This is a genomic window from Micromonospora sp. SYSU B005 (genome assembly GCF_055362685.1).
In genome coordinates this window covers 647,790-663,235 of sequence record NZ_JAXCFU010000002.1, presented here as the reverse complement: position 1 = coordinate 663,235, position 15,446 = coordinate 647,790, and the positions used below count along the sequence as shown (strand labels likewise).

16 protein-coding genes are annotated in these 15,446 nt (G+C 73.4%); 7 read left to right on the top strand and 9 right to left on the bottom strand.

What is annotated here, in order from left to right; genetic code table 11:
- Positions 1–34: 34 nt before the first annotated feature.
- Positions 35–1,231, bottom strand: coding sequence for an ROK family transcriptional regulator (locus SM452_RS08415; protein WP_262016212.1), 1,197 nt, complete (start codon positions 1,229–1,231; stop codon positions 35–37).
- 47 nt (positions 1,232–1,278) lie between these two features.
- Complete coding sequence (locus SM452_RS08410) at positions 1,279–3,642, bottom strand: TIM-barrel domain-containing protein (protein WP_463839647.1); 2,364 nt, start codon at positions 3,640–3,642, stop codon at positions 1,279–1,281.
- 115 nt (positions 3,643–3,757) lie between these two features.
- Here SM452_RS08410 and SM452_RS08405 point away from each other — a divergent pair, with 115 nt between their 5' ends.
- Entirely contained in the window at positions 3,758–5,758 is a 2,001-nt protein-coding gene (locus SM452_RS08405; protein WP_463839646.1) for a beta-galactosidase, read from the top strand.
- 50 nt (positions 5,759–5,808) lie between these two features.
- Here the strand turns inward: SM452_RS08405 and SM452_RS08400 are convergent, their stop codons facing one another.
- Complete coding sequence (locus SM452_RS08400; protein ID WP_355512156.1) at positions 5,809–6,459, bottom strand: LysE family translocator; 651 nt, start codon at positions 6,457–6,459, stop codon at positions 5,809–5,811.
- Positions 6,460–6,586: 127 nt separating this feature from the next.
- Here SM452_RS08400 and SM452_RS08395 point away from each other — a divergent pair, with 127 nt between their 5' ends.
- Positions 6,587–7,123 (top strand): GNAT family N-acetyltransferase, encoded by a 537-nt coding sequence (locus SM452_RS08395; protein ID WP_355512154.1) that lies wholly within the window; start codon positions 6,587–6,589, stop codon positions 7,121–7,123.
- A gap of 13 nt (positions 7,124–7,136) precedes the next feature.
- Here the strand turns inward: SM452_RS08395 and SM452_RS08390 are convergent, their stop codons facing one another.
- Positions 7,137–7,523, bottom strand: a complete 387-nt coding sequence (locus SM452_RS08390; RefSeq protein ID WP_355512152.1) for a YkvA family protein — start codon at positions 7,521–7,523, stop codon at positions 7,137–7,139.
- Between the two features lie 119 nt (positions 7,524–7,642).
- Here SM452_RS08390 and SM452_RS08385 point away from each other — a divergent pair, with 119 nt between their 5' ends.
- Positions 7,643–8,113, top strand: coding sequence for a DnaJ family domain-containing protein (locus SM452_RS08385; protein WP_355512150.1), 471 nt, complete (start codon positions 7,643–7,645; stop codon positions 8,111–8,113).
- A 7-nt stretch (positions 8,114–8,120) separates the two neighbouring features.
- Here the strand turns inward: SM452_RS08385 and SM452_RS08380 are convergent, their stop codons facing one another.
- Complete coding sequence (locus SM452_RS08380) at positions 8,121–8,687, bottom strand: maleylpyruvate isomerase N-terminal domain-containing protein (RefSeq protein ID WP_463839645.1); 567 nt, start codon at positions 8,685–8,687, stop codon at positions 8,121–8,123.
- A complete protein-coding gene (locus tag SM452_RS08375; RefSeq protein ID WP_463839644.1) occupies positions 8,684–9,460 on the bottom strand; it encodes a class I SAM-dependent methyltransferase in 777 nt (258 codons plus the stop codon). Before SM452_RS08375 ends, SM452_RS08380 begins: the two co-directional genes overlap by 4 nt.
- Before the next feature lie 223 nt (positions 9,461–9,683).
- On the opposite strand from SM452_RS08375, the gene SM452_RS08370 reads away from it, so the two are divergent.
- Both SM452_RS08370 and SM452_RS08365 read left to right on the top strand, forming a co-directional pair.
- Complete coding sequence (locus SM452_RS08370) at positions 9,684–10,616, top strand: TerC family protein (RefSeq protein WP_463839643.1); 933 nt, start codon at positions 9,684–9,686, stop codon at positions 10,614–10,616.
- Between the two features lie 29 nt (positions 10,617–10,645).
- On the top strand, positions 10,646–11,503 hold the full coding sequence (locus tag SM452_RS08365; RefSeq protein WP_262016310.1) for an MBL fold metallo-hydrolase: 858 nt from the start codon (positions 10,646–10,648) through the stop codon (positions 11,501–11,503).
- Here the strand turns inward: SM452_RS08365 and SM452_RS08360 are convergent.
- Positions 11,500–12,096 carry a hypothetical protein gene (locus SM452_RS08360; RefSeq protein WP_355512146.1) on the bottom strand — a complete coding sequence of 199 codons (597 nt, stop codon included), beginning with the start codon at positions 12,094–12,096 and terminating at the stop codon, positions 11,500–11,502. The two genes, SM452_RS08365 and SM452_RS08360, sit on opposite strands and share 4 nt — an antisense overlap.
- A gap of 208 nt (positions 12,097–12,304) precedes the next feature.
- Between SM452_RS08360 and SM452_RS08355 the strand changes: the two genes are divergently transcribed.
- Positions 12,305–12,763, top strand: coding sequence for a tetratricopeptide repeat protein (locus SM452_RS08355; protein WP_463839642.1), 459 nt, complete (start codon positions 12,305–12,307; stop codon positions 12,761–12,763).
- A 15-nt stretch (positions 12,764–12,778) separates the two neighbouring features.
- Here the strand turns inward: SM452_RS08355 and SM452_RS08350 are convergent, their stop codons facing one another.
- Positions 12,779–13,372, bottom strand: coding sequence for a TetR/AcrR family transcriptional regulator (locus SM452_RS08350; protein WP_357210623.1), 594 nt, complete (start codon positions 13,370–13,372; stop codon positions 12,779–12,781).
- A gap of 126 nt (positions 13,373–13,498) precedes the next feature.
- Here SM452_RS08350 and SM452_RS08345 point away from each other — a divergent pair, with 126 nt between their 5' ends.
- A complete protein-coding gene (locus SM452_RS08345; RefSeq protein ID WP_463839722.1) occupies positions 13,499–14,686 on the top strand; it encodes a macrolide family glycosyltransferase in 1,188 nt (395 codons plus the stop codon).
- Between the two features lie 56 nt (positions 14,687–14,742).
- On the opposite strand, the gene SM452_RS08340 is transcribed toward SM452_RS08345, so the two are convergent.
- A complete protein-coding gene (locus SM452_RS08340; protein WP_463839641.1) occupies positions 14,743–15,264 on the bottom strand; it encodes a DUF1062 domain-containing protein in 522 nt (173 codons plus the stop codon).
- Positions 15,265–15,446: the final 182 nt, after the last annotated feature.

Sequence of the window (15,446 nt, the reverse complement as noted above, 5' to 3'; positions counted from 1 at the left end):
AGGTTGACACCTTCCGGCGGGTGCGGTCAAGGGGTCATCCGGCGGGCAGGCGTCCCGCCTCCACTGTGGCCAGCGCGGCGGTGGCCCCGCCCAGCGCGCCGGCCGCGGACCCGAGCGTGCTTGCCTCCAGCCGTACGCCGGGCGGGACGGGTGTGCGGGCGGCGAGTTCGGCGTGGGCGGCCGGCAGCAGCCACGGCGCGAGCGCCGCCAGGTGGCCGCCGACCACCACCACCTCCGGGTCGAGCAGCCCGGACAGCACCGACGCCGCCTGCCCGAGCAGCCGGCCGATCTCGGTGAGCCCGGTCCGTACCGGCTCGTCCCCGGCGCGGGCCAGGGCCTGGATCCGTTCGATCTCCGGCAGGTGGTCGGTGACCGGCCCGGCGTCTGGTAGCAGCCGGCCGATCACCGCGTCCACGCCGAGGAGCGCGGTGAGGCAGCCGCGTCGCCCGCAGTCGCAGGGCGGGCCGTCAGCGGCCAGCGGCAGGTGTCCGATGTCGCCGGCGAAGCCGCGTCCGCCGCGCAGCAGCCGGCCGCCGCTGATCAGGCCCGCGCCGATCGCCGGGCCGCCGGTGAGGTGCACCAGGTCGGTCGTGGCGGCGTACGGGCCGTGCCGCCGCTCGGCCAGCGCGGCGAGGTTGGCCTCGGTGTCGACGGCGACGGGGAAACCCCTGTCGCGCAGCGCGCGGCGCACCGACGCGGCAAGCGGCACGCCGCGCCAGCCCAGCGCCGGGGCGGCCGGGACGTCGCCGTCCGGGTCGACCAGCCCGGGTACGGCAACGGTCAGGCCGAGCACGGTGCGGTCCGCGCCGATACGGGTGACGGCCCGCCGGACCAGCGCGGCGAGCGCCTTGACCGTCTCCTCGGGACCGGCGGTGGCGGCGGGGAACGCGCGCCGCCAGGTGAGCACCGGGTCGCCGCCCAGCCCGGCGGCGACCGCCACCAGTTCGTCCGCGCCGACGCGCAGGCCGAGCCCGGCGTAGCGGGCGCCGTCGAGCACGAGCATGGTGGCCGGGCGGCCCACCCGGTTCTCGGTCAGCCCGGTCTCGCGCAGCAGGCCGTGCTCGATCAACTCGGCGACCAGGCTGGAGACGGTGGCCTTGTTCAGCCCGGTACGCGCGGCGACGTCGGCCCGGGAGCAGGGGGCGTGGCGGCGGACGTGCCGGAGCACGGCGGCCCGGTTGGTCACCCGCACGTCGCCGAGGTCGGCCGTCGGCCGGTCGATGCTGATCACGTACTGCCCGCCTCCTGCGCCCGACCCGAGTTCGGCTACAGCTTAAACTAAATGGGCGAGATTCCGGCCGGCCGGTCTCCGCCGCCGAACCACGGCGCGAACGGCGTCACCGGGACCGGCTCGCCGCCGAGCACCACCCGGCGCGGCGGATCCTCCCCGACCACGCTGACCCGCCGCACGTCCAGCGGCCCGTCCACGCGTACACGCAGCGTGTCCCCGTCGCGTGCGGCGGTGATCGTGGTGTCGCCGTCGGGGTCCCGCACCACGCTCACGCCGTCGACACCGCCCCAGGCCACCAGCGTGACGTCCCGGAACGGGCCGGTACCGACCGTCGCCGCCGGCGCCACAGTGGGGATCAGCGCGCCGTGCCGCACGTACAGCGGCAGCCGGTCGATGGGTACGCGCACCCGCAGGTGCCCGCCGCCGGGGTGCCGCTGACCGGTGTACGCGTCCAGCCAGTCGTCGCCCGCCGGCAGGTAGACGGCGCGTTCGCCGGACCTGTCGAGCACCGGTGCCACCAGCAGGTCGGGGCCGAGGCGGTACTGGAGGTCGGCGGTCCAGGCGGCCGGGTCGTCCGGGGTGTCGACGAGCAGCGCCCGCATCATCGGGCCGCCGGTACGGGCGCTCGCCACCGCCGCCGACCAGAGGTACGGCAGCAGCCGGTAACGCAGCCGCAGCGCGTCCACCGCGTGCCGTTCCGCCTCGGGCGGGAACTCCCACGGCAGCCGGCTGGTGGTGCCGTGCAGCCGTACCAGCGGGGAGAGCGCGCCGAACTGGGTCCAGCGCACGTACAGGTCCGGTTCGGGCGTGCCGTGGAAGCCGCCGGTGTCGTGGCTCCAGAACGGCACCCCGGACAGCCCGTGGGACAGGCCGCCGCGCAGCGTGCTGGCCATGCCGGGCCAGGTGGCGTTGACGTCGCCGCTCCACTGGGCGCTGTGCCGCTGCCCGCCCAGGTACGACGAGCGCGCCCACACCGTACGGTGCCCGGCGACCTCCTCGGTGACGTCGGCGACCGCGTCGTTGAACAGCAGCGCGTACACGTTGTGCAGTTCCACGCCGGTCATGCCGTTGTGCGCGACCGCGTCGGCCGGTACGCCCTCGGCGAAGTCGGTCTTGAACACCGCGACGCCCTGCGCCAGCAGCGGCCGCAGCAGGCCCTGGAACCAGCGCACCGCGGCCGGGTTGGTGAGGTCCACGATGGCGCCCGCCGGGTAGCTGCCGTGCCAGGTGTCGGCGACGTACGTGCCGCCGTCGGGGTGGCGCAGGAAGTACCCGGCGGCCTCGGCCTCGGCGTAGAACGGGCTGCCGGTCATCAGGTACGGGTTCATCCACAGGCACACCCGGAAGCCCTGCTCGGTGAGGTCCTTGAGCATGCCGTCCGGGTCGGGGAAGGCGTCGGCGTCCCAGCGCAGGTCGGACCAGTGCCCGGCGACCTGCCAGTAGCAGTCCAGGTGCAGCACGTCGCAGGGGACGTCCCGCTCGCGGAGGCGCCGGGCCCGCTCCAGCACCCGCTGCTGGCTGTCCGGGAAGAAGCCGGACGAGATCCAGGCGCCGAACGCCCACCTCGGCGGCAGGTACGGCCGCCCGGTCAGCGCGTCGAGCCGGTCGAGCACCCGCTCCGGGGTGGGTCCGGCCAGCACGTAGTAGTCGAGCAGGTCGTCCGGGACGAGGATCTGCACGCTGCTGTGGGTGCTCGCGCACACGTCGAACTGCACCGGCAGTCCGCTGTCGACCAGCAGGCCGTAGCCGCGGTCGGACAGGTAGAACGGCACGTTCTTGTGCGACCGGTCGGACTCGCCGCCGAACGCGTCGAAGTTCCACATCAGCGGTCGCTGGCCGCGCTTGTCCAGCGGCGTGAACTTCTCACCGAACCCGACGAACCGCTCGTCGCCCGGCGCCACGAAGCTCTCGTGCCACGCGACCGGCTCGCCGTCGAACGTGGAGCGGCCGAGCGGCAGCGTGCGGCGGCGGCCGCTGATGTCCCGCGTGCCGCCGTCGGAGGCGAGCAGCAGCCGCCCGTCGGGGGTGACGAAGCGCAGCTCCCACGGGTCCAGGCGCAGGTCGGCGATCACGCCGCCGGCACCCACCCGGACGTGCCCGTCGGCCACGGTCACCGTTGCCGGGTGCGGTTGCGGGTGGACCAGCGTCAGCGCGGCCGCGGACCGGCTGCGGACCGAGAGGTCGTCGGCGAGGCGTACCCGGATGATCCCGTCTCCGGCGGCCTCGATGCGCGCGACGAGCGTGCGGCCGGACGCGCAGGCCGCGGTCAGCGTGACCCCGTGCGCGTCGGTCGCGGCGACCTCGGCCCGCAGCACGTCGTCGGCGCCCTCCTCGCCGGGGGCGCGGACCGGCAGGTCGGGCGGGTCGGCCACGAACGTCTCGTACGGGACCAGCGGCGGGCGGTACGGCATGGGCGTCTCCTCGCGGCGTCCACGGGCGGTCCCGCCAGTTTCTTTGGAAGCCCAACTAACTGTCAATGATCGACGGCATTGACTTTCCTTCTCACCTGTTCCTATTTTGGCCGGGATGCCAACTAAAACGCCGTGGGACGACGGTTCGCTCTGCTACGGCGGGGACTGGAACCCGGAACAGTGGCCGCCCGATGTGTGGCACGAGGACGTCGCCCTGATGCGCGCCGCCGGGGTCAACCTGGTCACCGTCGGCGTGTTCGCCTGGTCCCGGCTGGAACCCGAACCCGGCCGGTACACGCTCGACTGGCTCGACGACGTGCTGGACCTGCTCCACGCGGCCGGCATCCGCGCCGCCCTGGCCACCCCCACCGCGTCGCCGCCGCCGTGGTTCTCGCTGCGCCACCCGGACGCGCTGCCGGTCACCGCCGACGGCGTACGCCTGACCCACGGCAGCCGGGACACCTACTGCGCCGCCGCGCCCGCGTACCGGGCCGCCGCCCGGAGCATCGCCGAGGTGCTCGCCGCCCGGTACGCGCACCACCCGGCGCTGGCGCTGTGGCACGTGCACAACGAGTACGGCACCACCTGCCACTGCCCGCGCACCGAGGCGGCGTTCCGCCGCTGGCTCACCACCCGCTACGGCGACCTCGACGCGCTGAACGACGCCTGGGTCACCAGCTTCTGGAGCCAGCACTACTCCGACTGGGCGCAGGTCGGCACGCCCCGCGCCACCCAGTACCTCGCCAACCCCGGCCAGCTGCTCGACTTCCGCCGCTTCTGGTCCGACACGTTGCTGTCCGCGTACACCGAGCAGCGGGACCTGCTGCGCGCGGCCAACCCGGCGGTACCCGTCACCACCAACTACGTGCTCGGCGACTGGGTGCCTGTCGACCACGCCCGCTGGGCGCGCGAGGTCGACCTGGTCGCGATCGACCACTACCCGTCCGCCACCGACCTGGGCGCCGAGGAGCAGACCGCGTTCGCCGCCGACCTGGCCCGCGGCTGGGCCCGTCACGGCGCCGGACGGCCGGTGCCGTGGCTGCTGATGGAGAGCGCCCCCAACCAGATCCACACCGCCGGGCGCATGCACACCAAGGAACCCGGCCGGATGACCCGGCACAGCCTCGCCCACGTCGCGCGCGGCTCCGCCGGCGTGATGTTCTTCCAGTGGCGTGCACCGGCCGGTGGGGCGGAACGCTTCCACTCGGCAGTGGTGTCGCACGCCGGGGCGGATACCCGCGTGTTCCGCGAGGCCGCCGACCTGGGCGCCGCGCTGGGCCGGCTCGCCGGGACCGCGCCGGGCCGCGTCCAGGCTGCGGTGGCCATCGCGTACGACGCGGCGAGCGGCTGGGCGCTGCGGCACCCGGGGATGCCCCGCGACGGGCTCGACCACCCCGGCGAGGCGGCCGCCGTGCACCGGGCCCTGTGGCACGCGGGCGTCACCGCCGACGTGGTGCCGCCCGGCGCCCCGCTCGACGGTTGCCGGCTGCTCGTGCTCCCCGCCCTCTACCTGGCCTCGGACGCCACAGTCGACTGGGTACGCCGGCACGTCCACGACGGCGGGCACCTGCTGGTGACCTGGCTCAGCGGCGTCGCCGACGAGCACGCCCGGGTACGCCTCGGTGGCTACCCGGGCGCGTACCGGGACCTGCTCGGGGTGCGGGTGGAGCAGTTCCATCCCCTCGCCGACGACGAACACGTGCCGCTGAGCGGGGGCGGGACCGGCCGGATCTGGTCCGAAACGGTGCACCCGGCCGGCGCCGAGACCATCAGCGCGTACGCCGGGGGAGTGCTGGACGGGCGGCCCGCGATCACCCGGAACCGGGTCGGTGACGCGTACGCCTGGTACGTCTCCACCCGCCCCGACGACGACACCTACCGGCGGCTGCTCACCGAGGCGGCAGGGCTCGCCGGCGTGGCCCCGGCCTGCCCCGGCGCGCCCTCGGGCGTCGAGGCGGTACGCCGCCAGGACGGCCTGCTCTACCTGCTCAACCACACCGACCGGCCGCAGCGGGTGCCGGCCGCCGGGCTCGACCTGCTGACCGGCGCGACTGTCGACGGCGAGTTGACGGTGGCGCCGGGCGGCGTGGCGGTGGTACGCGAGGAGATCTCGTGACGAGGCACTGGTGGTGGGACGGCGGCGGTTGCCGAGGCGCGTACCCCGGGTCAGGGGGTGGCGACGGCGGCGCGGGAGCGGTCGGCGGCGATCCGCACCGCGAGCGCCGCCAGCACCGTGCCCATCACCCACCGCTGCACGCGTGCCCAGCCCGGACGGCGGGTCAGGAACGCCGACACCGAGCCGGCGCTGAGCACGATGAGCGCGTTCACGGTCAGCGCCACGACGATCTGCGTCAGGCCGAGCAGCAGACTCTGCACCGCCACGTGCCCGCGCGCCGGGTCGACGAACTGCGGCAGCAGCGACACGTACAGGATGGCGATCTTCGGGTTGAGCAGGTTGGTGACCAGGCCCATGGTGAACAGGCGCCGGGGCCGGTCCGGCGGCAGCGGCGCCGGGGTGAACGCCGACACGCCACCCGGGCGCAGCGTCCGCCAGGCCAGCCACAGCAGGTACGCCGCGCCGGCCAGCTTCACCGCCGTGTACAGCGGCGGGACCAGCACGAACACGGTGGCGATGCCGGCCACCGCGGCGGCCAGGTAGACCAGGAAGCCGACGGCCACGCCGAGCAGCGACACCAGCCCGGCCCGCCGCCCCTGCGTCACCGACCGGGACACCAGGTAGACCATGTTCGGCCCGGGTGTGAGCACCAGACCGAGCGCCACCAGACCGATTCCCATGACCGCGCCGACAGTGACCACGTCGCCTCCCCGTTGCCGACCGTGAACCGGACCCTACGCCGGTCGCCGCCGTCCGCGGTGCCCGTAAGGCGCCGGTGGGGTGTTGCGCGGGTCACCTGATCGGGCGTGCGGCGGTGATACTTGCCGCATGTCGATCGTGCTGTCCGCACCGGCCACCCCGACCGCACCCGCCCTGATGCTGCGCCCGTGGCGCGACGGCGATGCCGACGCGCTGATCGAGGCGTACCGGGATCCGGTGCTGCGCGCCTGGACCAGACATCCGGTCACCGGCCCGGCGCAGGCGCAGGTGTTCCTGCGGCGCAGCCACCAGGGCTGGGCGGCCGGGCACCGGTTCATGTTCGCGGTGCTGGAGGAGGACCGGGTGGCGGCCTGCGTGGTGCTCAAGGACGTCCGCCCGGGACGCCCGTCCGCCGAGGTCGGCTACTGGACGGCCGCGCCGGCACGCGGCCGGGGAGTCGCGCCACGGGCGGTGGAGGCGGTCACCGCGTGGGCGTACGCCCGGTTCGCCGCCACCGGCCTGACCCACCTGGAGCTGTTGCACCAGGTCGACAACCCGGCCTCCTGCCGGGTGGCGGAGAAGAGCGGGTACGTCTTCACCGAGGTGCTGCCGGCCCGCGCGCCGTTCCCCCGGGACGGCCACCGCCACGTCCGCCGCCTGCCCTGACGTCGGCCCGGTCTCAGCGGCCGAGCAGGCGCAGCAGCAGCCGTGGCTCGCCCGGCCACGCGTCGAGCAGCACCTGCCGGGGCATCTGCCGGGCGGCGTAGCGCAACGCGAGCGCCACCACCACGATGTCGTCGAGCGGGCCGATCACCGGCAGGAACTCCGGGATCAGGTCGATGGGGCTGGCCACCCAGATTCCGGCGACCACGATCGCGACGCGGGCGCGGCGGGGCACCCGCGGGTCGCGGCGCAGCCGTCGTACCGCTGTCACGCAGTCGGGCACGAACGCGGCCAGATCACGCAGGATCCCCGCCGGCAGGCGCCGGGCCAGCAGCACCAGCATCGCCCAGCTCCCGACCAGGCAGGCCGCCGCCACCGCGAGTCCGATGAGCCAGTCGCGCACGCCTTCACCCCCGGGGGCACGCTACGCCGCCGTCCCGGCGCGCGGGAACAGTCCGGCGCCGCGCGACGCTGACCGTTGTCGGACGGCGGCGGATACCGTGGGTACGGGAGGTGACGGCGGTGACGACAGGCTGGGAGGCCGCGGTCGAGGCGCAGATCCGCTCGGCCCAGGAGCGTGGCGAGTTCGACGACCTACCGGGTGCCGGCAAGCCCATCCCGGGGCGCGACATGCCCTACGACGAGGGCTGGTGGATCCGCAGCTTCATGGAGCGCGAGCAGATCCCGTCCGACCTGCTGCTGCCCACGCCGCTGCAGTTGCGCCGCCGCATCGAACAACTTCCGGCCGAGCTGCGTGACCTGCCGACCGAGGAGGCCGTCCGGTCGTACGTGGCGGCGCTCAACACCGAGGTGGTGGCCTGGCTGCGTACCCCGACCGGGCCACGCGTGGTGGTCCGCCCGGTGAACGTCGAGGAGGCGGTGCACCGCTGGCGCACTGATCGGGAACGCGCCGCGCCGGTCGTCACGGCACCGCAGCCGCAGCACGCCACCTCGGCCCGCCCGCGCCGTCGGTGGCGCTGGTGGCGCCGCTGAGACCGCGTCAGTGACGCGCAGCCTGCCAGGTCCACGCGGTCCGCCGCGGTCTGCCGCCGAGCGGCGCGCGACCGGTCAGCCACAGCAGCACCGGCGCCGGGTCGCCGTCCGGCGCGTCGGGGAACAACCGGCGCACCACCCGCGCACACAGCCCAGCGGGCGGCGACCAGTCCAGGTCGAGCCCTCGGGTCAGGTCGTGTGTGTGCAGCAGGATCTCGGCCACGCCCATCGCGGCGAAACCACCCGGATCGCACGGCCCGAAGTGCCACGCCCGGTCGTCCGGGCTCGCCGCGTCGATGGTGGCGGCGAGCATCCCGGCCGCGGCCGCCGCGACGGTGAGCACCTCGGCCGGCGCGGCGTCGGCGCGTACCCGCAGGTCGAACGGGAGATAGCCGCCGCCGGGCCGGCCGGACACCTGACCGGCGTACGCGACCAGGTCGTGCGCGATGTGCGCGGCCGTGGTCCAGCAGGACCAGTCCAGGTCTCCCGCGCGTACCGTCCAGTCCCGGTCGGCGGCGGGCCGCAGCACGGCGGTCATCGCGTCGGCGGCGGCCCGGACGTCCCCACCGTTCACCTGCGCCGCACCCGCAGCACGCAGGTGAGCATCGGCAGCGTGAACTCCCCGTCGGCCGTCTCCGGCCGGCTCGCCAGGTACGCGCGGATGCGGTCGAGCGTCTCGGTGCGCTCCCGTTCCGGCATGACCAGCATCCCGGCCCGGGTGGCGAGCGTCGCCACGAGCGAATCGGCGGTACGGCGCTGCCCGTGCGGGAACTCCGCCTGCTCGGGCGAGCCGAACCGGGCCTCGCCGGTCCTCGGCAGGTGCATGGTCGCTGTCGCGGCGCGCCAGCTCGCGGGCGTGTCCCGGGGGCCGATGGCGGCGCTGCCGCTGACCGCCGCGAGCCCGGCGACCCAGTCGACCCGGTCGTCCACGACGTTCCACAGTCCGGCGAGGACACCGCCGGGCGCGAGGACGCGGGCGATCTCCGGCCCGGCCACTGCCATGTCGAACCAGTGCATGGCGTTGCCGGCGACCACGGCGTCGACGGAGGCCTCCGGCAGCGGGATCGCCTCGGCGCTGCCGGGCAGCGCCCGTACACCAGGCAGGGTGCGGCGGAGTTCGGCGAGCATCGCCGGGTCCGGCTCCACGGCCGTGACGTCGTCGCGCACCTCGGCCAGCGTGGCGGTGAGCTTGCCGGTGCCCGCGCCGAGGTCGAGCACCCGCGCACCGGGCGCGGGTTCGAGCGCCCACCGCAGGGCGGCCCGCGCGTAGTCCGGGCGGTGTTCGGCGTACGCGGTGGCCGCCGCGCCGAACGACGAGGAGTGCCGGAGTCGTGCATCGTCGTCCATCGGGTCACCCTATCGACGGGCCGGATTCCTTGACGTGCGAAACGTGCTTCGTGAATAATGAATCGTAGTTCGAGGGGGAGTACCCGACGTACCACGCACCGCCGTCAGTACGGGCCCGGCCCATCCGGATCCCGGCGATGCAGCCACCGCGACGGGTGGCCCGGGGAGACCTTCGTCCAGCAGCGCCGGCGCACCCCGGCCCGGGCGAGAGGTCTCCTTCGGTATGTCCGTGTCCTGGTGGATCTGGGCAGTACTCATGCTGGCGATCGCGGCGATGCTCGCCGTGGACCTGTTCCTGCACCGCGACAACCACGTCATCGGCTTCCGTGAGGCAGCGGTCTGGTCCGGTATCTGGATCGCCGCCGGTCTGCTCTTCGGCGTCGTCCTGTGGGTCTGGCAGGGCGGCGACGTGGCGGGCACCTACTACGCCGGCTACCTGATCGAGAAGGCGCTGTCGATCGACAACGTCTTCGTCTTCGCGTTGATCTTCACGTCCTTCGCCGTGCCCGCCGCGTTCCAGCACAAGGTGCTGTTCTGGGGTGTGATCGGCGCTCTGGTGTTCCGGCTGGTGTTCATCTTCGTCGGCGCCGAACTGCTCGAGACCTTCTTCTGGACCGCGTACGTGTTCGGCGCGTTCCTCGTCTGGACCGGCTACAAGATGGCGTTCCGCCACGGCGAGCAGACCCCGCCGGACCGCAACCCGGTCGTCCGGCTGGTCCGCCGGATCGTTCCGACCGACCCGGCCTTCCACGGTGACAGGTTCTTCACCCGGGTCGACGGGAAGCGGGTCGCGACTCTGCTGTTCGTGGTCCTGATCGCGGTGGAGGCCACCGACCTGATCTTCGCCGTCGACAGCGTCGCCGCGATCCTGGCGATCACCACCAGCACGTTCATCGTCTGGACCGCCAACGCCTTCGCCATCCTCGGCCTGCGCAGCCTCTACTTCTGCCTCGCCGGGCTGCTGCGCCGCTTCGTGCACCTGCACTACGGCCTGGCCGTCCTGCTCGCCTTCGCCGGCGTGAAGTTGATCCTGTCGGAGACGCCGGTCGGCAAGCTGCCCATCCCGGTCACCCTCGGCGTGATCGTGGTGACGATCGCGGTGTCGATCGCGTGGAGCCTGCGCAGCACCCGCGGCACCGCGCCGGACGGCAGCTGACGCGAGGACGTGCGCACTACCATCGGCGCATGGGCTCGGGCGGGGCGTCTGTCGAAGCCGTCTTCTTCGGCACCTCGACCGTCCACGTGTCCGACGGCAGCTCCGGAATCCTGATCGACGGTTTCCTGAGCCGGCCCTCACTGCTGCGCGTCGCGCTGGGCCGCGTGGCCCCCGACCTCGGGCGGATCACCGCCGCGCTCTCCCGGGCCGGCGTGACCCGTCTCGACGCGCTCTTCGTCTCCCACTCCCACTACGACCACGTCATGGACGCCCCCGAGGTGGTGAAGCACCTCGGGGGACGTCTGTTCGGCTCCGAGTCCACTCTGAACGTGGGACGCGGCGCGGGCCTCGGCGAGCAGTCGATGACCCGGCTCGCCGACGGCGAGGAGTACCGCGTCGGCGCGTTCACCGTGCGCGTGTTCGCCGGCGACCACAGCCCGGGCAACAGGTTCCCCGGTGTGATCGAGGAACCGCTCGTCCCACCGGTCAGGGCGAGCAGGTACCGCGACGGCGGATGCTTCTCGTTCCTCGTCACCCACCCCGGCGGTTCGCTGCTGATCCACCCGAGCGCCAACTACGTGCCGCACCGGTTCGACGGGCTCGACGTCGACGTCCTCTACCTCGCGATCGGCGCCCTGGGGGTGCAGCCGCAGCAGTTCCAGAGCGACTACTGGCGGCACGTGGTGGACGCGACCCGGCCCGGCCTGATCGTGCCGATCCACTGGGACGACTTCTTCGTCTCCCTGGACCGCGGGCTGCGGCCGCTGCCGAGGTTCTTCGACAGGTTCGCCGTGGCCAGGGCGTTCCTCGACCGCAAGAGCCGGGAGAGTGGCATCGCCGTACGGTTCCCGGAGCCCTTCGAGGTCGTCAGGCCGTTCGTACGCTAGGTGCTCTCGTCGCACGCGGCGCCGATCGCGAGGCGCACCTCGACCTGCCGTCCGGGCGACTGGATCACCAGCGGTACGCACGCCGGGCTCGCCACCCAGGTGCCGCCGGTGTAGACCGACCATGCGGTCGACGCGTTCGCGGCGGGGCACGCCTCCACCTGCACAGTGGTCGTCGGGACGGCGCCCGGGCCCCACCCGATGCGGGCACGATCTCCCCAGCCGGGCGCCACCCGCACCTCCACGGCCGCTCCGACCCGTACGAGCAGGCCCCATTTGGCGAAGAGACGCGTCGGCCCTCGTCCACCGGATGACTCGTTCGGCTGCACCACAGTCGACGACACCGCCACGGTGTCAGCCACGACGCGGTACCCCTCACCCGGTTCCGGTGTCGTGGCGATCGAATCGGCGCACCGCAGGCGCTGCCCGCCCTCGGGAAGTGGTGGCAGCGGCGCGGCCTGCGCGCCGGGGGAGACGGGATCCGACGCGGCCGGTTCAGGTCGCTCCGCATCGTCCTCGCTGGTGCACCCGGCGGCTGCGAGCAGCAGGCAGGTGGTCAGGGCGACGTGCCCCCATCTCCGGTTCGCGGCGCGCACGCCTCGATCCTTCCAAACTTCGCCCCCGAGGCAAGCCCGCTCGGGGACTTGTTTAACGGATTACCGGTAACAGTAATCCGCTAAATCATGTGGTCAAACAGGACGAATCGACACCGCACCATAATGACAGTTATGTGCGCGCAGGCTCCGTGGGCGCTGTCGGCGTACGATCACGCCACCGCAGCCGATCGAAGGGAGCAGGGCGACGGTGTTCGACGCGACGCTGACCCGGATCAACGACGGCGTACAGATGCACCACCAGCACGGCCGACGGGAGGACGCCCGCGACCTGTTCGCCCGGATCTGGGACGAGATCGGCGGGGAACAGGGTGACCCCCTGCATGTCTGCGTCCTCGCGCACGCGATGGCCGACGTGCAGGACGACGTACGTCAGGAGCTTGCCTGGGACCGGCGGGCGCTCGCGGCGGCCGACCTGCTCACCGACGAGCGGGTCGCGCAGGCCGGGGTGCCGATGTCGGTTGCCGGCCTGTATCCGTCGCTGCATCTCAACCTGGCGGAGTGCCACCGCAAGCTCGGCGAACTCGACCAGGCCCGGGACCACCTCCGGCGGGCCCGGGAGGGGATCGGCGCGCTCGGCGACGACGGCTACGGAAAGCTGATAAGGGACGGACTCGATCGGCTGTCGCAGGAACTGGCCGCCGGATAGGCCGCAGACGACTGGCTAGCCGCTGGTGCGCGTTGACGGGGTGACGGCGGCGACGACCAGGTCGACGATGCCGTCGGCGTAGTCGTCGGTCAGTGGGCCGTTGCGCAGCAGCCAGCGGTGGTAGAGCGGGCCGAACAGCAGCTCCACCACCTGGTCCAGGGCGGCGTCGGGGCGCACCTGGCCGGCCTCGCGGGCGGCCTCCAGGCGGACGCGGACCGCGTTCAGCTGGGGACGGAGCAGCCTGTCGCGCGCCTGGCCGCCCAGGTCCTCGTCGGCGAGTGTCTCGATGGTGATGGCGCGGGTGGTGGCGGACAGCCGAGGATCGGCGAACTCGGCGACGGTGGCCCGGAGCACCTGGCGCAGATCGGTCCGCAGGTCACCGGTGTCGGGCAGGGCGATGACCTCCGGCATGTCGTCGGCGAGCGCGTCGAGGATGACCGCGCCCTTGCCGCGCCACCAGCGGTAGATGGTCTGCTTGCCGACTCCGGCGCGGGCGGCGATCGCCTCGACGGTCAGGGCCGGGTAGCCGGTCTCGGTCAGCAGCTCCAGCGCGGCGGCGAGGATCGCGCGGCGGGACTGCTCGTTGCGGCGGGCGGGCTGCGGGGTCACGCCACGAGCATACAGCGAGACGAGACGTATCGTCTTGACGGCGCGGTCGCGCCGTGCTCTCCTTGTCGAGCGAGACGGGACGTCTCGTCTCAGCAGAGATCAGGAGTTCACGTGCCGCACATCGCCATGGTCAGCATTCCGTTCCACGGCCACGTCAACCCGAGCCTGGAGATCATCAGTACCCTCGTGCGGCGCGGCCACCGGGTCACCTACGCCAACGATCCCGCCTTCACCGAGGTCATCCGGGCCACCGGCGCGGAGTTGAAGCCGTACACGTCGACGCTGCCCGCCGACGGCGGCGCCGACATCGACGACCCGATCGCGCAGCTCACGCTCTTCCTCGACGACGCCGTCGCCATGCTGCCGCAGCTGCGGGCCGCCTACACCGACGACCGGCCGGACCTGTTCCTCTACGACATCGCGGGTGCGCCGGCCCGCCTGCTCGGCGAGCAGTGGGGGATTCCGGCTGTCCAGCTCTCCTCGACGTTCGTGGCCTGGGACGGCTACGAGCAGGAGATGGCACCCGCCGTGGAGGCGATGCGGGCCGATCCGCGCGGCGCCGACTACTACCGGCGGTTCACGGCGTGGCTGACCGCCGAGGGGTCGTCGGTCACCGACAGCATGGCGTTCCAGGGGCGGCCGGTGCGCAGCCTCGTCCTGCCGCCGGAGGCGCTCCAGCCGAACGCCGACCGGGTGGACCGGTCGGTCTACAGCTTCGTCGGCCCGGTGCTGGGCGACCGCTCCGACCAGGGTTCCTGGGTACGACCCGAGCACGCCGAGAAGGTGCTGCTCGTCTCGCTCGGCTCCGCCTTCACCCGGCAGCCCGACTTCTACCGCCGCTGCGTCGCCGCGTTCGGTGACCTGCCCGGCTGGCACACCGTTCTCCAGATCGGCAAGCACGTCGATCCCGCCGAACTCGGTCCCGTCCCGAGCAGCGTCGAGGTGCACCGGTGGGTGCCGCAGCTGGCCGTACTGGAGCAGGCGGACGCCTTCGTCACCCACGCCGGCATGGGCGGCAGCAGCGAAGGTCTCTACTGCGGGACGCCGATGATCGCCGTACCGCAGGCGGCCGACCAGTTCGCGAACGCGGAGCAGTTGGCCGCCCTCGGCGTCGCCCGGGTCGTCGACTCGGCCGGCGTCACCGCCGCGCAGCTGCGGGAGGCGCTGCTCGCCCTCACCTCGGACCCCGCCGTGGCGGCCCGCACCGCCGAGCTGAAGCGGCAGGCCCGCGCCGCGGGCGGCGCGGACCGGGCCGCCGATCTGATCGAGGCCGAGCTCGCCGCGGTACGGGGTGGTGCGACGAGCGGCCGGTGAGGCGTGGGGGGGCGGGGCGCCCGCCCCCCCCCCCCCCCCCCCCCCCCCACGCCCGGTCAGTCCTCCGCCAGCACGGTGAAGGTGAAGGCGGAGCTCGTCGGACGCTTCAGCGGGATGTCGCACTTGACCCGGCGCAGCACCTCGGACCGGGTGAGGCCGAACCGGTGTGCGATGAGCCGGTCCGGGCGTACCGGCACCGGGTCGTCGAACGTGACGTTCACCTGGACCGGCCACCCGTCGAGCGGCACGACCGGGGCGTCCAGGCGCCACGCGCCGGTCCAGTCCAGGGTGAAGCGGCAGCGCCGGGCGAACGCCGGATCCAGCAGTGTGGCCGCCACCAGGTCGGGATCGTTGAGCTGGTGGCCGTGCAGCTCGGTGGGATCGAACGAGCTGACCGCCGCCCGCTCCCGGACGGTGAGCTTGATGGTGCGGTCGCAGGACACGCACCGGACGAGCAGCCACACGTCCAGCAACTTGCCGTTGGCGTTGACGCGGAACCGGCCCTTGGCGGCGGTGGCCGACTCGGCCCGGCAGACGGCGCAGCGCAGCGACAGCAGCGGAAGGCGGGTCCGGCGCACGACCCAGGGCAGCACGATATGCGGTTGGGATGACATGGAGACCTGATCTCTGAAGACCTGACGCGAGGCCGATTACGCGCGGCCTCGGACGCTGTGGCCGGGCGCGCGAGGGCAGCCCGGGGAGCCGGCGCGCAACGGCCGGCTACAGGCGTGGGGAACGTGTCAGGTTCTAGAGAGCAGGA

Bases quoted from the DNA above. Each gene is read 5' to 3' on its own strand.
- SM452_RS08370 (WP_463839643.1), top strand. From the start codon at position 9,684: ATGTCCGTGTCCTGGTGGATCTGGGCAGTACTCATGCTGGCGATCGCG.
- SM452_RS08395 (WP_355512154.1), top strand. From the start codon at position 6,587: ATGTCGATCGTGCTGTCCGCACCGGCCACCCCGACCGCACCCGCCCTG.
- SM452_RS08410 (WP_463839647.1), bottom strand. From the start codon at position 3,642: ATGCCGTACCGCCCGCCGCTGGTCCCGTACGAGACGTTCGTGGCCGAC.
- SM452_RS08345 (WP_463839722.1), top strand. From the start codon at position 13,499: ATGGTCAGCATTCCGTTCCACGGCCACGTCAACCCGAGCCTGGAGATC.
- SM452_RS08405 (WP_463839646.1), top strand. From the start codon at position 3,758: ATGCCAACTAAAACGCCGTGGGACGACGGTTCGCTCTGCTACGGCGGG.
- SM452_RS08375 (WP_463839644.1), bottom strand. From the start codon at position 9,460: ATGGACGACGATGCACGACTCCGGCACTCCTCGTCGTTCGGCGCGGCG.
- SM452_RS08365 (WP_262016310.1), top strand. From the start codon at position 10,646: ATGGGCTCGGGCGGGGCGTCTGTCGAAGCCGTCTTCTTCGGCACCTCG.